The following is an 18190-nucleotide window of genomic DNA, read 5'->3' as shown; positions in this document are numbered from 1 at the left end:
GCAGATCGAGCCTGCACGCAGCAGCGCACTGTCTCGTGCCCACTGCCCGAACCAACGAACCTATGACGGTTGCCACGAGACTGCCGACAAATGACGACCGACGACACGGACGGCCCACAGGTTCCGATCGTCTGTAGCGCCTGTGAGACGACCTCGCGTGTGCCGCTCTCGAGTGTTGCAGACGCAGTCGAGCGCCACAACGACCAGCTTCACGACGGCGAGGACATCGCACAGGTTGATCCCGACATTGCCGATCAGATCGCTGATCTGGTTGCGACCGAACTTGGCCTTCTCGAGGACTCGTAGCGTCCTCGCACGGACGTTCTGTCTCCTCACCGCCGAACGAGTGCATCGTGTAGTCGACGAGCCAGTGCGGACAGCCGTGCTCGGAACCCCGACTCGCTGTCGGCGTCATCCGTTCGTGTCGTCGTCACGCGGCCCTCTTCGTCCGGCTGTTCGTCCACTTGTACGTCGGGTCGTTTCGAGTCCATAGCGCGTCTCGTATCCCTGCGGGGACGAGTCCGCGGCTTGAGATCGAAACCCATGCCGTCATTTCGGAGTGGAGCCTATTCGCCTCTGAGTAGGTCCCGACGATCGACTGGCGACTGGCGACTGGCGACTGGCGACTGGCTGTTAGCACGACCGTCGCGTGCTCGGTCCGGTTGTTACCGTCTCGTCGGTGCCAGCACGCTGATTTGAACGTCCCATGTCCCGAACGACGTACACGTGCCAGTGTGGTGCTCGCCTACAGTACAGACAGGACCTCCAGAAGGAATCGGGGACGGTCTCACGGAGTTGGAAGTGCACCGACTGCGGAACGCCGGTTCCGAGTACAATCGCTGAGCGAATCTCTCATCAGCATCCATCGTGATCGTATTCCTCCCTGGCGATTTTGTGGTCTCCGTTGTCTCTCTATCACTACCTTCTGTTTGTCCTTACGCACAGAGTATCCCCATACAGAACCAGTAAGACGGGAAAACATTCAATTAGCCGTGCCGATAATTCAGTGGGAAGATTTATGAGTAATTACCCTGCTTTCGAAGGGTATGGCACAGGATGATGCTGATGTGGTGCGAGACGAACACACCCCGCTCGGAGAGCCAGTACAGGGTAGCTACCCCGAAACGCCAGCGGCGACGACTGACCCATCGCCGGCGACCATCGTCGCAACTGGCGCGTCCGACGGCTCCAGTCGAACGCTGACGATCATCGGCCGCGGCGTTCCAACGAGTTTCGAGATTACGGTCGAAGGACGCATCGAGGGCTGCGACGCAACGGCGACGACCGACACGTCCGTGCTTTCCGGATCGACAGTTGAGGGTACCATCGAAGACGGCACCGTCGAGTTCGAGTTTACGGGTGACCTCACCGATGTCACCTTCGTCGACCGCGGTATCACCGGCCTTTCGCCGAGTGCCGCACCGCACGTTCACGTCGACTACAGTACCAGCTGAGCGAGCCGCGAGCGCACACGGTGTCAGCACCCTCCAGAAGCCGCCTCTGGCCACCTGTCACCGTTACACTCGTCCGATCAATTCTTTCTTGGCCCACGAACGAGTACTGCCGACTATGACTGCAGCCGGAAACGGAGACAGAGACGGAAAGGGAGATGGCGATAGCACTGGCAACGGAGATGGAAATCGCACCGAAACTAAACCGGCCGACGCAGCCAACGCTACCGACACCGCCGGAACCGCCGACACGTCCGGTACTGTCGACACTGACGACACTGACGACACCGCCGATACTACCGACGCAGACTGGATCGACCCAATCGATGAAACAGTACTCGAGTACATCGGTCGCGAAGAGTACTTCTCCCCCGATCAGATCGCTGGTGAAGACGTCTGTCGCGGTCCCCATGCGGCCTACCGCTGTCGCGAACTCACCAAGCGTGGGCTCCTGATGAAGCATATGCCTGGCGTCTACGATATCACAGATCTCGGCGAGCAGGTTCTCGCGGGCGAGGTCGAACTGGCTGAACTCGGTGATGATGGTACGGAGGGCGAGGCTGACGACGAGTCGGAGAGTGAGGATGGGTCGGAGACTAGCGGCGAGGAGTCTGCCGAGGGAGCCGTCAGTAAAGACGACGTCGAAGCCGGCGCTGCTGATGTTGTTGGTACTATCGACGCTGCCGATGCCACCGATAGAAACGCCGACTCTAATGCAGGCGAAGATACCGACAGCAGTGCCGATACCGATACTCGAGACAACTAACCTCGATCGGTTCTGCTACGTCGCTTCGCAGGTGTGCAGTTACGCACCCGGGTTACGCTCGCTTGTAGTTACGCACGCTCGTCCATCGCGGGCGCGTGCGTCTCGAGAAATGCAGTCAGTTCGTCACCACCCAGGAACCCATCCGCGCGGCTCGCGACCTGCTCTCCGTCGTGAAATACCACGAACTTCGGCACCGACCGAACGCCGAACCGCTCGATCAGTTCGGGATCGTCTCTTGGATTCATCATCCCGACGGAGACGCCCGTTGACCGTGCAACGTTGCCGAGCACCGACTCCATCGCCTGACACAGCGAGCACCCCTTCGTGTAGAACTCGACGAGGCACGTTCCGTGACTCGCGACGAAGGACTCGAGTGCGTCGCCGTCGTCGAGGTGGACCGGTATCGGTGTCGGCGTCGGTGTCGATGTCTGGTCGTCCATACTGGAGAGTGGGGCTGAAGTGCGAAACAACTGGCGGCTGTGGTGGTTGGAGTGGTTGGTGTGGTTGGAGTGGAGGGAGTAGGAGGAGTGGGAGAAGTGGGAGGGAGACTGTGAGGCATCAGTTGCGGGTCGGCGTCAAGTTGGTGTCCGATCGAACGCGGTGCACACGTGCACTCGAGCAGTGAGGAACTCGCATGGTGTCTGCATGAACGTATGCGAGGTGAACCCTCGACTCACACGTTCTTCCACTCGGCGTGCAATTGTTGCCAGTCCAGTATCGCTCTCTCTACTGATCAACAATCTATTTGGACAATCATACACTATCCGCTCGTTCTCAGTATATTCGCCCACAACAGTAGAGCTTTAGTAGTGGAAGTAGTTGTCTGAACCGAGTAGAAGATGACAGATGGGAACCTGACCTCAACGGAAGAATCGGTACTGGAGAAAATCGAGTCAGAGGACGTCGACTTCCTCCGACTGCAGTTTACGGACATCCTGGGAACGGTCAAGAACGTCTCCGTCCCGGCCCGTCAGGCCGAGAAGGCGTTCACAGAGGGTATTTACTTCGACGGCTCCTCGATCGAGGGCTTCGTCCGCATTCAGGAATCGGACATGCGTCTCAAGCCGGACCCGGAAACGTTCGCGATTCTCCCGTGGCGCAACGACGAGGATAGCGCAGCAGCCCGGATGATCTGTGACGTCTACGATACCTCGACGGGCGAACCGTTCGAGGGCGACCCACGCTACGTGCTGAAGAACGCACTCGAACGCGCCAAGGAGATGGGCTATACGGTCAACGCCGCGCCAGAACCGGAGTTCTTCCTCTTCGAGGAGGACGAGGAAGGTCGCGCGACGACGAAAACGAACGACGCCGGCGGCTACTTCGACCTCGCGCCGAAGGACCTCGCGAGCGACGTTCGCCGCGATATCATCTACGGCCTCGAGAGCATGGGCTTCGAAGTCGAAGCCAGCCACCACGAGGTTGCGGAGGGCCAGCACGAGATCAACTTCGAGTACGACGACGCGCTGACGACCGCGGACAACGTTGGAACGTTCCGGACGGTCGTCCGCGCAATCGCCGCCCAGCACGACTACCACGCGACGTTCATGCCAAAGCCGATTCCGAAGATCAACGGCTCGGGGATGCACACGCACCTCTCACTGTTCACCGAGGACGGTGAGAACGCGTTCCACGACAGCGACGACGAGTTCGACCTCTCAGACACTGCGCACTCGTTCCTCGCTGGTATCCTGGAGCACGCACCGGCAATCACCGCCGTCGCGAACCCGACTGTCAACAGCTACAAACGCCTCGTTCCGGGCTACGAAGCTCCTGTCTACGTCGCCTGGTCCGACCGCAACCGCTCGGCGCTGATCCGCAAGCCGGCTGCCCGCGTTCCGGCCGCCTCGCGCGTCGAACTGCGCTCGCCCGACCCATCGTGTAACCCGTACCTCGCCATCGCGGTTATGATCCACGCCGGACTGAACGGCATCGAGAACGATCTCGAGTGTCCCGACCCAGTGCGTGAGAACATCTACGAGTTCGACGAGCACAAGCGCGAAGAGTACGGCATCGACACGCTGCCGTCGAACCTCGGCGAAGCTGTCGACGCACTCGAAGAGGACGAGGCAATCTACAGCGCACTCGGCGAGCACGTCGGACCGAAGTTCGTCGAGGCAAAGCGCCAGGAGTTCGAGGAGTACCTGATCGACGTCTCCCAGTGGGAACTCGACCGCTACCTCGAGACGTTCTGAGCCGCTCCCAGTGGTCTGATCTCGGGGAGTCGTCTGCACCCTGTGGCGTTCAGCTCTGTGGCACTTGATTTACTTTTCCTTTCGACCCAGACCCGGGCTGCGACCGAGTCGAGACCGGAGACTGTTTTGGGCTCGTCCGCCCACTCGTCGGTGAGAGCAAACCCGTGACTGAACACGACCCCACTCCCCCGCAGCCACCAGCCGCACTCGACGATGAACTTGTCGAGGCACTCGAGTCCCACGACAGCGAGACGTTGCTGTCGGTCGCAGAGTATGCGCTGTCGTTTGCGGAGTGGAAAGAATCGGCAGCTGCTGATGCTTCGTCCTCGTCCTCGTCCACATCCACGTCCACGTCCACGTCTCAGCACCCGCCGTCGGAGCCGCCCTCGGAGTCGCCACCGTCCGTTCCGGAGCGTGCAGCCGTCTCCGTGGTCGAGATTGCGGGCGAGCGATACCGGTACTATCAGTGGCGCGAGGACGACGAAATCAAGTCAGAAACCGTCCGACTCGCAGACGAGTAGCCGGATGTGTGGTCGCGAATCGGGTATCAACTCTTACGGTTTCCTGTACGTCAGTTCCGCCGCAACCGCCGCATGGGTCGCGGTTGCAGCGGTGGACTCGCTGCACTCCCCCACCGAGACTCGTCTCACACGGTTCGACTCACCGCCGGGAAATCGGGACAGCAATCCGTCTCAGGCTTCGCCGTATACCGGCACCGCCGCCCCGCTCGTGGCTGCCGCCCCATCGCTGCAGAGAAACGCCATCATGGACGCGATTTCACCGGGTTCGACCCACGAGTCGTGATCCGCGTCGGCCATCATCTCTCGATTCATCGGCGTATCGATCACACTCGGGAGCACGCAGTTCGCCCGAACGGTGCCTCGATTCTCCGCCGCGAGCGTCTCGGTGAGCAGTTTGATCCCTGCTTTCGTGATCCGATAGGGGCCGTCGCCCTCGCCGCCCTCGAGTGCCGCGCGAGCGCTGACGCTGACGATCGATCCCTCGCTGTCTTGTAGGTGTGGGAGCGCATATTTCGACATGAGAAACGCCGATTTCAGGTTCACGTCGAGCAGTAGTTCGAACTCGTCGAGATCGGTGTCCTCGATGGGGTCGCCGCCGCGCCAGGTACCGGCGATGTTCAGCAGGTGATCGATTCGGCCGTGATCGTCGACGATCTGTGAGATCACGGCAGAGACATCCGCCTCGTCGGTCAGATTTGCCTCGTAGAACTCCAACTCCGACGTTTCTGCTGGCTCTTGCTCGAGCAGGCTGTCCTCCTCGTCGGGTGTGACGATATCGACTGCACAGACGGTCGCACCGTCTGCACGGAATCGTTCGACGACGGCGCTTCCGAGCGCCCCACTCGCGCCGGTGACGATTGCGACCCTATCCGTGAAGTCGACGTCGGCAGTATGCTGTGGCGACATGGAACAGACTCCAACGAGCGGCGGGATGAATCTAGGTGCCGCTTCTTGTCCCGACTGTCTCCCCCGATTCTTTTCTCGCCCTCCCTCGCTAGCGCTATCGCTACTTCGAACCAGAAGCCGGCGGCAACAACACGTGCTCGAACCAGAACTCCGAGACAGCTTTCGCGAGCGAGTAAAACGCCTCCGGTTCTGTGGGCTTGGTCAGATACGCGTTCGCGGCCAGTTCGTAGCTGCGCTGCACGTCCTCCTCGGTGTCTGAACTCGCCAGCACGATCACCGGCAGCCGAACGAGCGACGCATCCTCTCGGATCGTCTCGAGGAACGCGTACCCGTCGACGTTCGGCAAATCGAGGTCGAGCAATACGAGCGCGGGTAACTCGGCGCTCTCGTCGGCCTGTCGCTGGGAAAGTTCCTCGAGTGCAGTTTCACCGTCGGGGGTGACGGTAAACGTCACGTCGACGGGCAACTGCTCGAAGGCATCGCGGGTGAGGTCTCTATCGGTCGGGTCGTCTTCGACCAGCAGGACATCGAACGGTTCTGTTCGTCGACTACTCATCGAAGTCACTGTTGCTCTGGGGACTTGCTACTCGTCGACGACACATCGCTGGAAACACCTGCCGCAACGTTCTCAGCCGACTCGTTTAAACGTGGGTGCTAAACGCTTTGGATGGTCGCGTGTTTGTGATGGATTTCGGAGTCTCTCCCGGGTAAAGTACACACGTGTTTGACTCGTTCCAGCCCATCTACTGGCGGTGACGAGCACAGCACCCCACGCTACCGGACGTGACACTGAAGCCACTGGCCACCATCAACCGGATCGAATGCGACTGATCGCTCACCGCGGCTTCGCCGCGACGGCCCCCGAGAACACTATCGACGCCATCCAGTCCGCCGCCGAGTACGCCGACGCCGTCGAATTCGACGTCCGACGCTGTGGCTCGGGCGAACTCGTCGTCATCCACGACGAGACAATCGAGCGCGTCACCGGCGGCGACGTCACCGTCGCAGAGGCCTCCCTTTCGGACCTCAAAACCCACACCGTACTCGAGTCCGGCGAGCAAATTCCGACACTTGAGGAGATGCTCGAGGCCGTCCCGCCTGGCGTTGAAATCAACCTCGAAATGAAGGAACAGGGAATTGCGGCGGACGTGCTCGATGCGCTCGAGGGTGTCGAGAACCGCGTGGTGACGACCTCGTTTCTCGCGCCGGAGTTGCGGACGATCCGCGAGTTGGATTCGAGCCAGCCAACGGGATTGCTCGTCAGCCGGCGACTCGAGACGCCGGTGACGACGGCGGTCGAACTCGACTGTGACGTGATCGGGGCGAACTACTGGCGCTGTTTGACGACGCAGTTGGTGCCGCGAGCGAAGGCGGTGGATCTCGAGGTCCACGCGTGGTCGATCGAGCGGCGACTGACGGCGCTGGTGCTCGGCCTTCGCGGTGTCGATTGTATTTCGGCTGATCGGCCGGTTCGCGTCTAGCAGTCGTTGGGACTACGGTTTCTTTATTCAAAGTGAACCGTGAAGCCCGTGGCAAGTACAGTAACTGGACTTACCGATTGCCTCGGTCGGAGTCTATCTCCCTATTGTCACTATCCAGCGTGAAGTTCTTCAAGACGGGGTCGACATGATCGGGACCGAAAAACGACCGTAATGCCAATGTCGTCCCAAGGAACGACGCAAGGAGGAGGATTCCGAAGCCGATAACGAAGCTCACAGCCAGTTCGGAGACCATGCGCGTACTCCACCAACTGGTAGAATAAATAACAGACGGTGTTCAGTAAGTAGTGTTGTCAGCAATCGAGATTGGCTGGTGCGTTGATGGGGCCGAGGTCGCGAGAACCTTCGAAACCCCGTTACTCAGTTCAAGCCTCGTTAGTGTTTTTGTCGGAAATTGTCTCTGTGTGGGTATCAGTGTCGTGCGCCGGAAGTGCGAGGACGTCTTGATCTTCACTTTGGTCCGGTTCCTTATCATGCTCAGATTTCGTTTCGGCAGATTTACTCCCTCTCACAGATTCGGGTCCTCGCTCAGTGCTGTCCGGTTTCTGAGGTGGTTCGAACACGTACAGGAACTCACCAACGACGACATACACCTCACGGGTCGGGTCGTAGACGACTGTCGAGTCCGTATTGGAACCAACTTGAACGAGCTTTGCGAGTGAATCCACCGACGTTCGAGGACGGTCAAACGCCTCCTCGGGAGGAGAGAGCGTCGCGATGATCGCATCGAACTCGGCCCGGTCGTCACGATAGGCGAGCCAGGCGCGTTCGGTCGCGGATAGGCCGTACTCGTCTGGTCGGAAAACTACAAGCCCGCCGGTCCCGACAAGGCCACCGAGTAGCAACAGCGGCCCACCGATCGCTCGCGTCAGGACGGGAGTGGCGGACTCGGTCTCGTGTTCGGTAATCTGCTCACCAGACAGTTCGTCGTCATCGAGACTGTACGTGCCACCAGTAAGTTGAACTGGGATCTGATCCGTCGTCGTCACCGTTCGCTCTTCGCCGTCAAAGACGCCCTCGAGTGTGACTGTCGTTTCGACGGCGACGGACGATTCACCGGGATCATCCTCGAGGTCGCTCTCGATTTCACTGATTCGATCCTGAACTTCGGTCATGTTGATCTCGAAGGCAGTCGTCGTTTCTTCGCCGGGTTCGATGGCCTGTCCGGTGTCGCTCCCGAGCGACGACCTCGTCATCCAGTACGTCTCATCGCCGTCTACTGACCGTATCACGAGTTCGAGTTCGTGTGTCACCGTCGCGTTCCCCTCTTGGACGGAACCGTAACGGCTGTGGAATTCTCCTTCGACGGTCGGCGCGATCGTAGTATAATATAATGGCTCGTTCTCCAGCACGGTATCGGTTGGATACAGTGAGTTCGACTCGCTAACGACCGCCCGGTGTTCGATCTCCCCCGACGTGGTCAGGACTGTTTGCTCTTCTGTTGCTTCGCCAGGAGCAACGTACGCACCGTATCCGATCCAGAGACCTGCTGCTATTGCAAGAATGGACAGGACCAGCAATAGGCGGTGATATTTCATCACTGCACCACGAATTCGGAGGACATGTTCTCTCATAATGTGTTACCCTGTGTCAATAGAGCCGCCGGAGGAGTCGACGGCATAGTGAGCCGTTTGGAGAGGCTGACGATCGGTTCAACTGTGAGTAGGCGGGCGCGGTGCCGATCAGCGATCGAGTGAGGACGTACGTCATTCCCCCGAGAATGCCGACAATCGTTCCGCGTGCTATCCAGGGGTGAATCCCGTGTAGCGTCTCGATCACCGGTGCCGGGAGCACGTACAGGTACCGCTGTTCAACCACAAACATCTGGTAGTAGCCTGTTTCCTCCGGTGCCGTGAGTTCGACCGTGGTCTCGAATTCCTCGCGATAGCCCAACGACAACTCCGTGGTGTCGACTGCCATGTCGTCACCGTCGGTTTCGAGATAGGAGACGACGGGTACGGGGCCGGCGTTCGTCGTCTTGTACGTGGCCTCGGCCGTCGTGCCTGCTTCAATCACTCTTGGTTGTTCCGACGGTCGGTCGGAACTCACGACCTCGATAGAGTGGGCTCCAACCGGAACGGTCATGGCAGCCAGGGCCGCTGTCGCGACCAGTACCGCCAGTCCGACACAGACGTATCGAGGCTCAATCCCCCCTGAATTCGTCTCCTTGACGGTATCACTCGGCTGGGTTGGCGACCATCGTTCGCGGATCGTTTCAGCGAGGTACAGGGTGGTTGAGGCGATCAGAACGACGAATGCGAGACTACTCGCGCCGGAGAGCCACCGGATCCCCAACGTAACTGCGACCCAATTCTGGACTCGCTCGGCAGTGTGCTCGGCTTCGACGACCGCGGTGCCGAGGTTGGGGATCGTAACTACCTCGTCGTCGATCTGAACAGCCGTTGCAACGACTTGACTCTCTCGGACCGGCGGTTCACCCATCTCCTGGTCGGTTCTCGGATTTGCGTCGCCCTGAGTCACATAGCCGGTGTTGTCCGCGTCGACAACGCGGTGGACCGTTAGGTCGTCATCACCATGCGTCTCCGCCTCGAAGACGACGGCGTCACCGGGTTCAGGCTCACCAGCCAGCGCGGCTGGAATCGCCACGTACCCGTCCCCAGTGTCGATCGTCGGTTCCATACTACCACTCGTCACGTACCCGAGCAAGATTGGTTGTCCGAGGAGGTATCCAGCGGCGAGCGCCAGAAGGACGAGAACAACCGCGAGTTGTATCCCGCGGACAGCCAGCGTGCGCGCGGTGGTGACAAGTGGAGGTCGATCCATGGTTACTATGCACTCGCTACAATCGTAATGGGAACCTGATAGTCACCGTACCCGATGTCCGCAACGTCGACTTCGACCGTCACGTTGATTGAATCGCCAGGATCGAGCGGAACAGCGTCTCCCAGCGGCATCCACGGGTTGTTCTCGACGAGAAACGTTACCTCGAGATCGGGGCTGGGTTCATCAACCTCCACCGATAGGATTTCGATCGTCTTCACACCCTGGTTGATAAGCCCGAAGGTGTCGACGAACAGATACTCGCTGTTTACGTTGACACCCTCCCCTGCGATGTCTTGGGGAGTGTCGTCGAACGTCAACTCGAGGTGCCCGTCGACGAGGGTCGCAAACGGCGAGGTTGGCTCGAGTCCGAGGTAGGCGTCAGTGTCAACTGCGACATCAACCGTGACGGATCGGTCGGCGCTGGTGCGGCTGAACGCCGCCGAACCGAGAAGCGAGCTGGCAGCTAGCACACCACAACCGGCGAGGAACGTTCGTCGACTTGTACTCATGATGTATATTTTTGGTTGTGTCGTTCGTCTGGCCCGTTCTCTTCATATTCTCGATCTTACAAGGCTGAGCGTGAGAGTATCTGCCTCCCAGTACCATTGTCTGTTATAAAATTCTCGTGGCGAGTAATATGACGTGAGAACCACACTCAATTTGGATGAACATGACCCGTGGCTGATACTGCTGGATAGAAGTCAGTGAGAAGTCGGTCGCGAAGTCGCGACCGTCCCCGAAGGTAATGGCACAGAAGCGCGGCCGATCTTCGACTCGTTCTGTCCGGCAGTATGAACATCGACGGTAATCGTACTCAAAACGCTGACGCCGGTTCACAGTCATGGAGAACTCGGGGTGTATTTAGTAGTGGTGCCAGACATACACGATTTCGTGAACGTAACTCGTCGCGGTGCACTGGTGGTGATGGCTGGCTCCGGAGCCGTGCTCGTGACGGATACGCTCGGATTTTCACGGACGGAGTCTAACCGACTTACCGATGTCAGCGCCCTCGAGGACGAAGACGCCTTCCTTGCCCTCGAGAACGTCGGCGAACTCGGCGAGGCGGCGAACGACTGCGGTGTCGTCAACGAGTTTACCATCACGAACCAACTCGGCGAGGACGCGACAATAACGCTGTCGTCCGACGAGTTCGATTTCGAGCCACACACGTTCCCCCTCGATGAGACCGACTCAGAGACGGTGGTCGTCAGCGTCGACGAGGACGAGTCCGGCGAGATCGAAATCGAGGCCATCACCGATCCGGCGAGCATCGAGGCAACCGTCACGAGGGAAGCCGCGATCGAAGACTGGAGCGAGCCTTCCGGGACGGAACCTGACGAAGCGGACTACGACGACATCCTTGACGACGCAGAGGGCAACGGCACCGAGAGCGACCCGTACGTGATCACCGACGACCAGGAACTCCAGGCGATGGCCGGCGACCTCGACGCGCACTACGAACTCGGACGGAACATCGACGCCAGCGAGACCGATCAGTGGCACGGCGGCGACGGGTTCGATCCGATCGGCGACGAAGACCCCGACGAGTTCGAAGGCGTCCTTGACGGGAATGGATACGAGATCTGTGGACTCACCATCGATCGACCCGGAGAGGAGGGTGTCGGCCTGTTCAGCGTGAACTCTGGAACGATCACAGACCTCACTCTCACGCACTCGACGATCACAGGCGAGAACGTCGTTGGTGGCACCGCTGGAAACAACGCGGGAACGATCGAAGAGGTCGACATCGTCGATCCCGAGATTACTGGCGACGACGGCGTCGGAGGTGTAGTCGGCGTGAACGTCGGCTTTCCCGATCCCGGCGTCGGTGGCACTATCGAGATGGCGGCCGTACCCAATGGCACGGTCACCGGTGACGACGCCGTCGGTGGGGTGGTCGGACTTAATGACGGCGACGTAGCGACGTCGTTCGCCGGCTGTGCGGTCACCGGAGAGAACCTCGTCGGCGGGCTCGCAGGTGCGAACATCACGACCGAGGAGAACGGGGACGAGATTCCCGGAACGATCACGCAGTCGTACGCGGTCGGTGACGTGACCGGAGACGAAGAGAGCGCCGGCGGTCTCGTCGGGATCAACACCGGAACGATCACTGACACCTACGCTCGAGGCGACGTCGTCGCCGACGAGGAATCAGTTGGTGGCCTCGTCGGGACGAACGTCCTGGGCGAGGACGATCCGCTGATCTGCGCGATACCGATCCTGGGGCCGCTCATCTGTGGTCTCGTCGAGTTGCTGGTCGGTCTCGTCAGTCTATTGTTGTTCGGTCCCGCAGATCCCGACCGAGAGATCGTCGAGGACATCGAAGGCGAGATCTACACCTCGTATGCAGCGGTCGAAACCGCCGAAACTGGCGGTGATTTCCGCGGCGGATTCGCCGGTGTGAACGAAATTTCTGGCCTCCTGATCTCGGACTTACTCGGAACGATCGAGGGATCGTACTGGGACGAAGAACTCCTCGAGCCACCGGGCCCGGGGATCGGGGAAGGAGATGCGGGGGACGTCGATCTGACGGCACTCACGACAGACGATATGCAGGGTGCCGACGCCGAGACCGAAATGGACGCCCTCGACTTCGACGACGTCTGGCGGACGGTCGAAGATCCAGACGACTACCCCGAACTCCAGTGGCAAGACGTGTGATCGACTGTCCCTCTTCGAAGGTGGTACGAGCCCATCGCTTCGAACCGCGAACCTCACTCGTGTCTCCGAATACTACTGGGCGATGGCAGTGATCTCCCGTCCACGTCTCGACGCCACGTTCGGTGACGGCGTCCTCAAGTGCGATCGGCGTGTGAACTGTGGTGTCCGGCAATGTAACAACCATCTCCGTCGTCTGTCAGGAGTCGTTATCGTCGGCAAAATTCTGGAACCGGAGTTACAGCCGTAGGATGAAGGGGAGATTACGTGTTGTTGTTCTCCTCGTCACCTGCATCTTCTGAATCAGCGACGATCGTGACATCGCCGTCGATGTCGTCTGAGTTCTCTTCCTCGGAGTTTACACGGATACCAATACATTCGCTATCGCCAACGGGCAACGTAATCTCGTTATCGCTGCCGACGATCGAGTCGATCCCGTCATCACCCTGACTTCCGGATGCCTCATCGGTGTAGAAATCGATCGTTCCCTCGTCCCCTTCCTCTTCCACGAAATTATCCTCTTCTTCGACGTAGACATTGGCCTCGTCTTTCCCTTGATTCGTGATGGTGAACACGCAGTCGAACCAGGTAATCGAATTCGAGTTGACTCCACTGCCGGTATTGTCGTCTTCGTCGTCGATCTCGCCGATATCGATCTCGAGGTGGCCGTTATCGTCAATTTCAGCGAAGTTGTCACCGTGCTCCGAATCAGATGGTGCGAGACCGAGGTAAGCGTCTTCGTCCTCCTCGACCTCGACCGTCACGCTTCGCTGGGATTCCACCCTCGAGAACGCACCCGTGCCGATGAACGCGGTCGCCGCGAACGCCGACCCGCTGCCGAGCAGGAGCTTTCGTCGTTTCATGGGTCTCTCACCGATCGACTAGCGATCGTCGGTGGACTGTGCCTCGAGGGAGTCGAACGCATCACTGTCATTCCCAGCATTCGATCACAGGTGCAACAGCCGGGCAGTTAAGTACGAACTAGCAGAATCAGTGACACTCACCTCCTAAAGCCAGTCTCGAGCGGCGAAAGCACCGCCTATCGGAGACCGACCGTGGATTACCGTCTGCGGATCGACCCCCTCACAGGGCGAGACTAGCCACCCGTCGGGCGGCGTATACCAAAGGGCGAACGCACCGAGGGGATAGGTATGGCGCCCCAGATGGCGGCGATACTCGGGGTCGAACGGACAGTCACCGAAACGGTAATCGGACCCTGAATGTCATGCGTCGACGAACACTCCTGCTCGCCGTTGGCGGTGGCAGCGCCAGCGCCCTCATCGGTTCGGGCGCGTTCTCGAGCGTCCAGACACAACGGGGCGCAGAGCTCGTGATCGAGCGCGATCCGGATGCCTATCTGGGACTAGACGGTTGTCCCGGCTCCTCGAACGCGAGCTACACGCGTCTCGACGAGCGCGGACACCTCGAGATTGACCTTTCTCCGTCGAATTCGACTATCGGGTCAGGGAAAGCGGCGACCGGAACCGGTGTCAACTCCGACTCATTCACCTATTTTCACAACGTCTTTCAGGTTTGCAATCGGGGCAAAGAGCCGGTGAAGGTCTGGATCGAGGCGACAGCACGGAAGCCGGCAAGCCGACTCAAAGCCGACAAAGAGTTCAAAGAGTACGCGAGGGAAGACAGGGTAATCTTTTATCAAGGCGACAATCCCAGCAATCGTGTAGACAGCGAAAAGACCGCGCTCACTATGGATGTCGGGAAATGTGTGTGTATCGGCTTTCGAACGATGACGAAAGGTCTGGAGGCAGGCGACAGATTGCTGGCTGACGACAATGTCATCATTCGAACGAAATTAGACTGACTGCATACGTATTGGCTCGTTGCTTCGTTCTCTCCTGTACGGGGTTGTATGTTTCATCTTTAAAAACACTATATAGACAGATCTGGTCGATTCAATCCCAGGAACGATTCTGACCAACGAAACCGCGCTACAATGTGCTGTACGCGGTAGACCTGAGCACCGAGTTCAGGCCAGCCAATCCTCCGGCTTCGTGTCGTAATCCACGTCGTCGGCTGCAAGGTGTTCGACCGTGTCCCAGCGCACATCCTCGATCGTCACTTGCTCGCCGTCGTACCGGATGAGCTTGCCCTGCTCTTCGGCCTCGGGTTCGCGGTTCCGTCGCTTTGCGACCTCGATATCGTGCTCGTTGACCTCCTTGACGATCGTCAGCAGGTTCACCGGTCGCCCCCAGAGTTCGAAGATGCGCTTTAGCGTCTCCCTGGCCTTCCCAAGATCGAGCATCACGCCGTTGTACTGGTGGCCCAGCAGCAGTTCGTTCGCGTTGTTGTAGTTGCCGTCGTAGACCGCGATCGTCGGCTTGCCGAAGTTGGTGAACTGCAACAGGAGTTTCTTCTTCACGTCGTCTGCCTCGTCGCTCGCGACGTGGAACTGCCCCGTCGCCTTCGAGTGTTCGTACGTGAAGTAGTTGTTCTCCGTGATGAACTCCTGCGTGAGGAACTCGTCCAGGAACGTCACGTCGTTGTGGCTCTCTCGCACGTCGAAGAGGCGATCCCAGCCCGCCGTGTAGTTAACCTCGGCGAGCGCCTCTTCGACCGAGGAGTACCGGGCGTCGTCGAACAGGTACCGTCCGATGCGCTCGAGTTCGTTCTGGTTCACCCGACGCAGGAACCCGCGGTTCTGGCGCTTGACGAGCGAGTAGTGACGACGCGCGAGCCCCTCGTAGGTGAGTACCTTCCAGGGGTAGCGGTCGACATCGATCTCGCCCTCGCGGGCCAACTCGAGTGCTTCGTGGTCGAGCCAGTCGTCGGGCACGTCTGCCGTTGCGAGGTCGTCGATCGTCTCCGACGTGATCGAGTCGAGTTCGGTGGGCGGCTCGAGCTGGTCGCGTACGTCGTCGAAGTCGACCACGTCCGTCAGGTTGCGCCAGGAGATGCCCTCGACGCGGAGCAAGTGCTCTAGGACCTCCTGGCGGTTCGTCGTGTTCTCGACGTACTCCCATAGCTCCATGCCGAGGCTGTAGGGGTTGAGGCCGCCGGAGGCCAGCACCTTCGCCATGTGGTCGGCGTAGTTCATGAACTCGTCTGCGCCGGCGAAGCCCTCGTCGGTCATCATCGTCGACTCCCAGTAGGCCGCCCAGCCCTCGTTCATGACCTTGGTCATCTTCTGGGCGGCGAAGTAGTACGCCTCGGCGCGCATCATGTCGAGTACGTCGCGTTGCCACTCTTCCATCTCGACGGCGCGCTCGGCCTCGGGGTCGTACTGTTTGCCGTGCTCGCGGACGAACGCGAGGACGTCCTTCTGGGGCACCTCGGGGAACGTGACGCCGCCGTCCTCGCCTTCGAGGTGTTCGAGCCACTCCTCGTCGAACACCTCGCCTTTGATCTCGTCGGAGAGCTCGAGTTCGTCCAGTTTTTCGGCCAGATCCTCGTCGAGGTCGGCCGTCACCGCGGGGCCGTCGACATCGAGCCGTCGTTCGAACACCTGGTGCTGGTCGATGTTGTCCTCGAGACTGAGACAGTGGTCGATCCACTTCTCGACCTCGGCGCGGTCGATTTCGGGGTCGGACATGTACTCGTCGATCGCGCGGGCGTGTCGTTCGAGCATGGCCGCGGCGTTGACCTGCTCCTCGTCGGCCCGGCCGCTGGTGAAGAGGCCGAACCACTCGTTCTTCGCGAAGAAGTCCGAGTGGGCCTCGACGTGGGTGATGACGGCCTTCTGATCGGCGATCGTGTTCGACTCCTGGAGGAACGCGTGGGCCGGGTTGTCGTTGTTGACGATTTCGAAGGCCTTGCCGCCGCCGTACTGGCCCTGTTTTTGCTGCCGGTCGTACTGCATCCCCCACCGCCAGTGTGGGTACCGCGACTGGAACCCGCCGTAGGCGATGAGTTCGTTCATCTCGTCGTAGTCGATGATCCAGTAGTTGACCGGGTACGGCTCGAGCCCGAGCTTTATCGCCAGGTTGCGGGCCTCGGTGACCGGCTCCTCGAGTTCGGTCGCAATCGCCTGTTTGCGGAATCTGTCGGCGTTGGTGTTTCGTTTACTCATGGAAACCACCGGGTTTCGCGGGGTCGTTACTCATCTGACTCACTCTCCGTGCTGAGAATCTCGTAGATCGCGTCGGTCACGTCGTTGGCGTCGTTGACGTACGCGATCGCCACGTCGTCGGCGTCGGTGCCGAAGTGGCGCTCGAGTTCCTCGGCGTGGGTCGCGTTGATCGCGTTCCCGCTGGGCTGGGTTTCCACGTAGGCGTGGAGGTTCGCGGGGATCTGTTCCATCATCGGGATCACGCGCTCTTCGGTGTCGTTCGAGGAGTTCTCGGAGTCGCCCGCCGCGAAGACGTAGCGGTTCCAGTCGCTCCAGGGGTACTCCTCTAACAGCTCGGCGGCGAGGTCGTACGCACTCGAGATCTTCGTGCCGCCGCCGGAGCGGATGCCGAAGAAGTCGTCGCGCTCGACCTCCCAGGCCTCGGCGTCGTGGGCGATGTAGACGAACTCGGCGTTGTCGTACTTGCCCTGGAGATACCAGTCGAGCGGCGTGAAGGTGCGCTCGACGAGTTCGCGTTTCTTCTCGCGCATCGAGCCGGAAACGTCGCGGATGTTGACGACGACGACGTTCTTCTCTTTCTCCTCGATGATCTCGGGGTAGCGGTAGCGTTCGTCCTCGCGGCGGAAGGGGACGTGCTTGATCCCCTCGCGTCGGATCTGCTGCTGGACGCTCTCGCGTTCGACGTTTGCTTCGACTTCTGAGATCGAACTCCACGTGCCCCGTTCGGACTCGGGAATGTCGCTGTAGGCTTCTTCGACCCAGGCCATCGAGACCGGGATGTTCTCGTTGCGGGCCCACTCGAACACGTCCCGCGGGGTGATGCCCTCGACCTTGCAGAGTTCGCGGAGGAAGTCTTCGTCGAAGTCCATCGTGAGTTTGCGCTTGAGGCCCTCCTTGAACATCCGCTCGAAGTCGAGCGTGCTGTCCGGACCGGTTCGGGTGAGGTCGGTGAATGGACCCTCCTTCTCTTCGATGACGCGTTTCCCCTTCGGCTCGAGGTCGAGTCCGAGTTCCTCGTCGAGTTCTTCGGCGAACTCCTCGGGATCCATCTCGTAGTACTCGTGCTCGCTGCCCTCCTCGCCCGGCTCGCCGTCCTCGTCACCGTCGTCGCCCGGCTGAGGCTGTGGCTGGCCGACCGGCTGGCCGGGTTGCGGTGTGCCGTCTTCACCCTGGCCGACGCCGCCCTGGTCGCGCTGGTCGTACTCGAACTCGGGCAGCGAGACGATCTTGACCGGAATGTTGATCTGGTCGGGTCGGCCGCTCCCGAGTTCGCCGTACTGGATGAAGTCAGCCAGGTCTTCGCGGCGCTGTTCGCCAACCTCACGGAATCGGTCGAGGTCGTCTCTCAGTCCCATGCTTGCACCTCGGTTGTACTCTCGGGCT

General features: G+C 60.0%; 18 protein-coding genes. 8 read left to right on the top strand and 10 right to left on the bottom strand.

Annotated elements, in window-relative coordinates; all coding sequences use genetic code 11:
• Nucleotides 1-90 precede the first annotated feature (90 nt).
• Entirely contained in the window at nt 91-306 is a 216-nt protein-coding gene (locus tag NMAG_RS16375) for a hypothetical protein (RefSeq protein ID WP_004267878.1), read from the top strand.
• A gap of 26 nt (nt 307-332) precedes the next feature.
• Here the strand turns inward: NMAG_RS16375 and NMAG_RS22210 are convergent, their stop codons facing one another.
• Complete coding sequence (locus NMAG_RS22210; protein ID WP_160165664.1) at nt 333-491, bottom strand: hypothetical protein; 159 nt, start codon at nt 489-491, stop codon at nt 333-335.
• A 555-nt stretch (nt 492-1046) separates the two neighbouring features.
• Between NMAG_RS22210 and NMAG_RS16370 the strand changes: the two genes are divergently transcribed.
• Complete coding sequence (locus tag NMAG_RS16370; RefSeq protein ID WP_004267879.1) at nt 1047-1454, top strand: hypothetical protein; 408 nt, start codon at nt 1047-1049, stop codon at nt 1452-1454.
• A gap of 115 nt (nt 1455-1569) precedes the next feature.
• Nucleotides 1570-2217: a hypothetical protein gene (locus NMAG_RS16365; protein WP_004267880.1), complete on the top strand. Its 648-nt coding sequence runs from the start codon at nt 1570-1572 to the stop codon at nt 2215-2217.
• A 68-nt stretch (nt 2218-2285) separates the two neighbouring features.
• Here NMAG_RS16365 and NMAG_RS16360 read toward each other — a convergent pair whose 3' ends face one another.
• The gene (locus tag NMAG_RS16360) at nt 2286-2657 is read right to left on the bottom strand and encodes a thioredoxin family protein (protein ID WP_004267881.1); all 372 of its coding nucleotides are present in this window, start codon (nt 2655-2657) and stop codon (nt 2286-2288) included.
• A gap of 399 nt (nt 2658-3056) precedes the next feature.
• On the opposite strand from NMAG_RS16360, the gene glnA reads away from it, so the two are divergent.
• Both glnA and NMAG_RS16350 read left to right on the top strand, forming a co-directional pair.
• Nucleotides 3057-4412, top strand: coding sequence for a type I glutamate--ammonia ligase (glnA, locus tag NMAG_RS16355; protein WP_004267882.1), 1356 nt, complete (start codon nt 3057-3059; stop codon nt 4410-4412).
• A 164-nt stretch (nt 4413-4576) separates the two neighbouring features.
• Nucleotides 4577-4933, top strand: coding sequence for a hypothetical protein (locus NMAG_RS16350; RefSeq protein ID WP_004267883.1), 357 nt, complete (start codon nt 4577-4579; stop codon nt 4931-4933).
• Nucleotides 4934-5104: 171 nt separating this feature from the next.
• Here the strand turns inward: NMAG_RS16350 and NMAG_RS16345 are convergent, their stop codons facing one another.
• Nucleotides 5105-5839: an SDR family oxidoreductase gene (locus NMAG_RS16345; RefSeq protein ID WP_004267884.1), complete on the bottom strand. Its 735-nt coding sequence runs from the start codon at nt 5837-5839 to the stop codon at nt 5105-5107.
• Nucleotides 5840-5939: 100 nt separating this feature from the next.
• Entirely contained in the window at nt 5940-6395 is a 456-nt protein-coding gene (locus tag NMAG_RS16340; protein WP_004267885.1) for a response regulator, read from the bottom strand.
• A 265-nt stretch (nt 6396-6660) separates the two neighbouring features.
• Here NMAG_RS16340 and NMAG_RS16335 point away from each other — a divergent pair, with 265 nt between their 5' ends.
• On the top strand, nt 6661-7320 hold the full coding sequence (locus tag NMAG_RS16335) for a glycerophosphodiester phosphodiesterase (RefSeq protein ID WP_004267887.1): 660 nt from the start codon (nt 6661-6663) through the stop codon (nt 7318-7320).
• A 383-nt stretch (nt 7321-7703) separates the two neighbouring features.
• On the opposite strand, the gene NMAG_RS16325 is transcribed toward NMAG_RS16335, so the two are convergent.
• The 3 genes from NMAG_RS16325 to NMAG_RS16315 are packed head-to-tail and all read right to left on the bottom strand — an operon-like array spanning nt 7704 to nt 10631.
• A complete protein-coding gene (locus tag NMAG_RS16325; protein WP_012996829.1) occupies nt 7704-8876 on the bottom strand; it encodes a DUF5305 domain-containing protein in 1173 nt (390 codons plus the stop codon).
• Nucleotides 8877-8928: 52 nt separating this feature from the next.
• Nucleotides 8929-10122 (bottom strand): signal peptidase I, encoded by a 1194-nt coding sequence (locus NMAG_RS16320; RefSeq protein WP_004267895.1) that lies wholly within the window; start codon nt 10120-10122, stop codon nt 8929-8931.
• Between the two features lie 5 nt (nt 10123-10127).
• Nucleotides 10128-10631 carry a DUF1102 domain-containing protein gene (locus tag NMAG_RS16315; protein WP_004267896.1) on the bottom strand — a complete coding sequence of 168 codons (504 nt, stop codon included), beginning with the start codon at nt 10629-10631 and terminating at the stop codon, nt 10128-10130.
• Between the two features lie 415 nt (nt 10632-11046).
• Here NMAG_RS16315 and NMAG_RS16310 point away from each other — a divergent pair, with 415 nt between their 5' ends.
• Nucleotides 11047-12783 (top strand): GLUG motif-containing protein, encoded by a 1737-nt coding sequence (locus tag NMAG_RS16310; protein WP_004267897.1) that lies wholly within the window; start codon nt 11047-11049, stop codon nt 12781-12783.
• 260 nt (nt 12784-13043) lie between these two features.
• Here the strand turns inward: NMAG_RS16310 and NMAG_RS16305 are convergent, their stop codons facing one another.
• Nucleotides 13044-13643 (bottom strand): DUF1102 domain-containing protein, encoded by a 600-nt coding sequence (locus NMAG_RS16305; protein WP_004267898.1) that lies wholly within the window; start codon nt 13641-13643, stop codon nt 13044-13046.
• 362 nt (nt 13644-14005) lie between these two features.
• On the opposite strand from NMAG_RS16305, the gene NMAG_RS16300 reads away from it, so the two are divergent.
• Complete coding sequence (locus tag NMAG_RS16300; protein WP_004267901.1) at nt 14006-14602, top strand: DUF1102 domain-containing protein; 597 nt, start codon at nt 14006-14008, stop codon at nt 14600-14602.
• A gap of 165 nt (nt 14603-14767) precedes the next feature.
• Here the strand turns inward: NMAG_RS16300 and NMAG_RS16295 are convergent, their stop codons facing one another.
• Together NMAG_RS16295 and NMAG_RS16290 are read right to left on the bottom strand one after the other, a co-directional pair.
• Nucleotides 14768-16807 carry a SpoVR family protein gene (locus NMAG_RS16295; protein ID WP_004267902.1) on the bottom strand — a complete coding sequence of 680 codons (2040 nt, stop codon included), beginning with the start codon at nt 16805-16807 and terminating at the stop codon, nt 14768-14770.
• A 26-nt stretch (nt 16808-16833) separates the two neighbouring features.
• On the bottom strand, nt 16834-18162 hold the full coding sequence (locus tag NMAG_RS16290) for a YeaH/YhbH family protein (RefSeq protein ID WP_004267904.1): 1329 nt from the start codon (nt 18160-18162) through the stop codon (nt 16834-16836).
• Nucleotides 18163-18190 lie beyond the last annotated feature (28 nt).

The organism is Natrialba magadii ATCC 43099, assembly GCF_000025625.1.
Taxonomy (GTDB): Archaea; Halobacteriota; Halobacteria; order Halobacteriales; family Natrialbaceae; genus Natrialba; species Natrialba magadii.
Note: the sequence above shows the minus strand (reverse complement) of the source record. Positions and strands in the feature narration are given on the sequence as shown.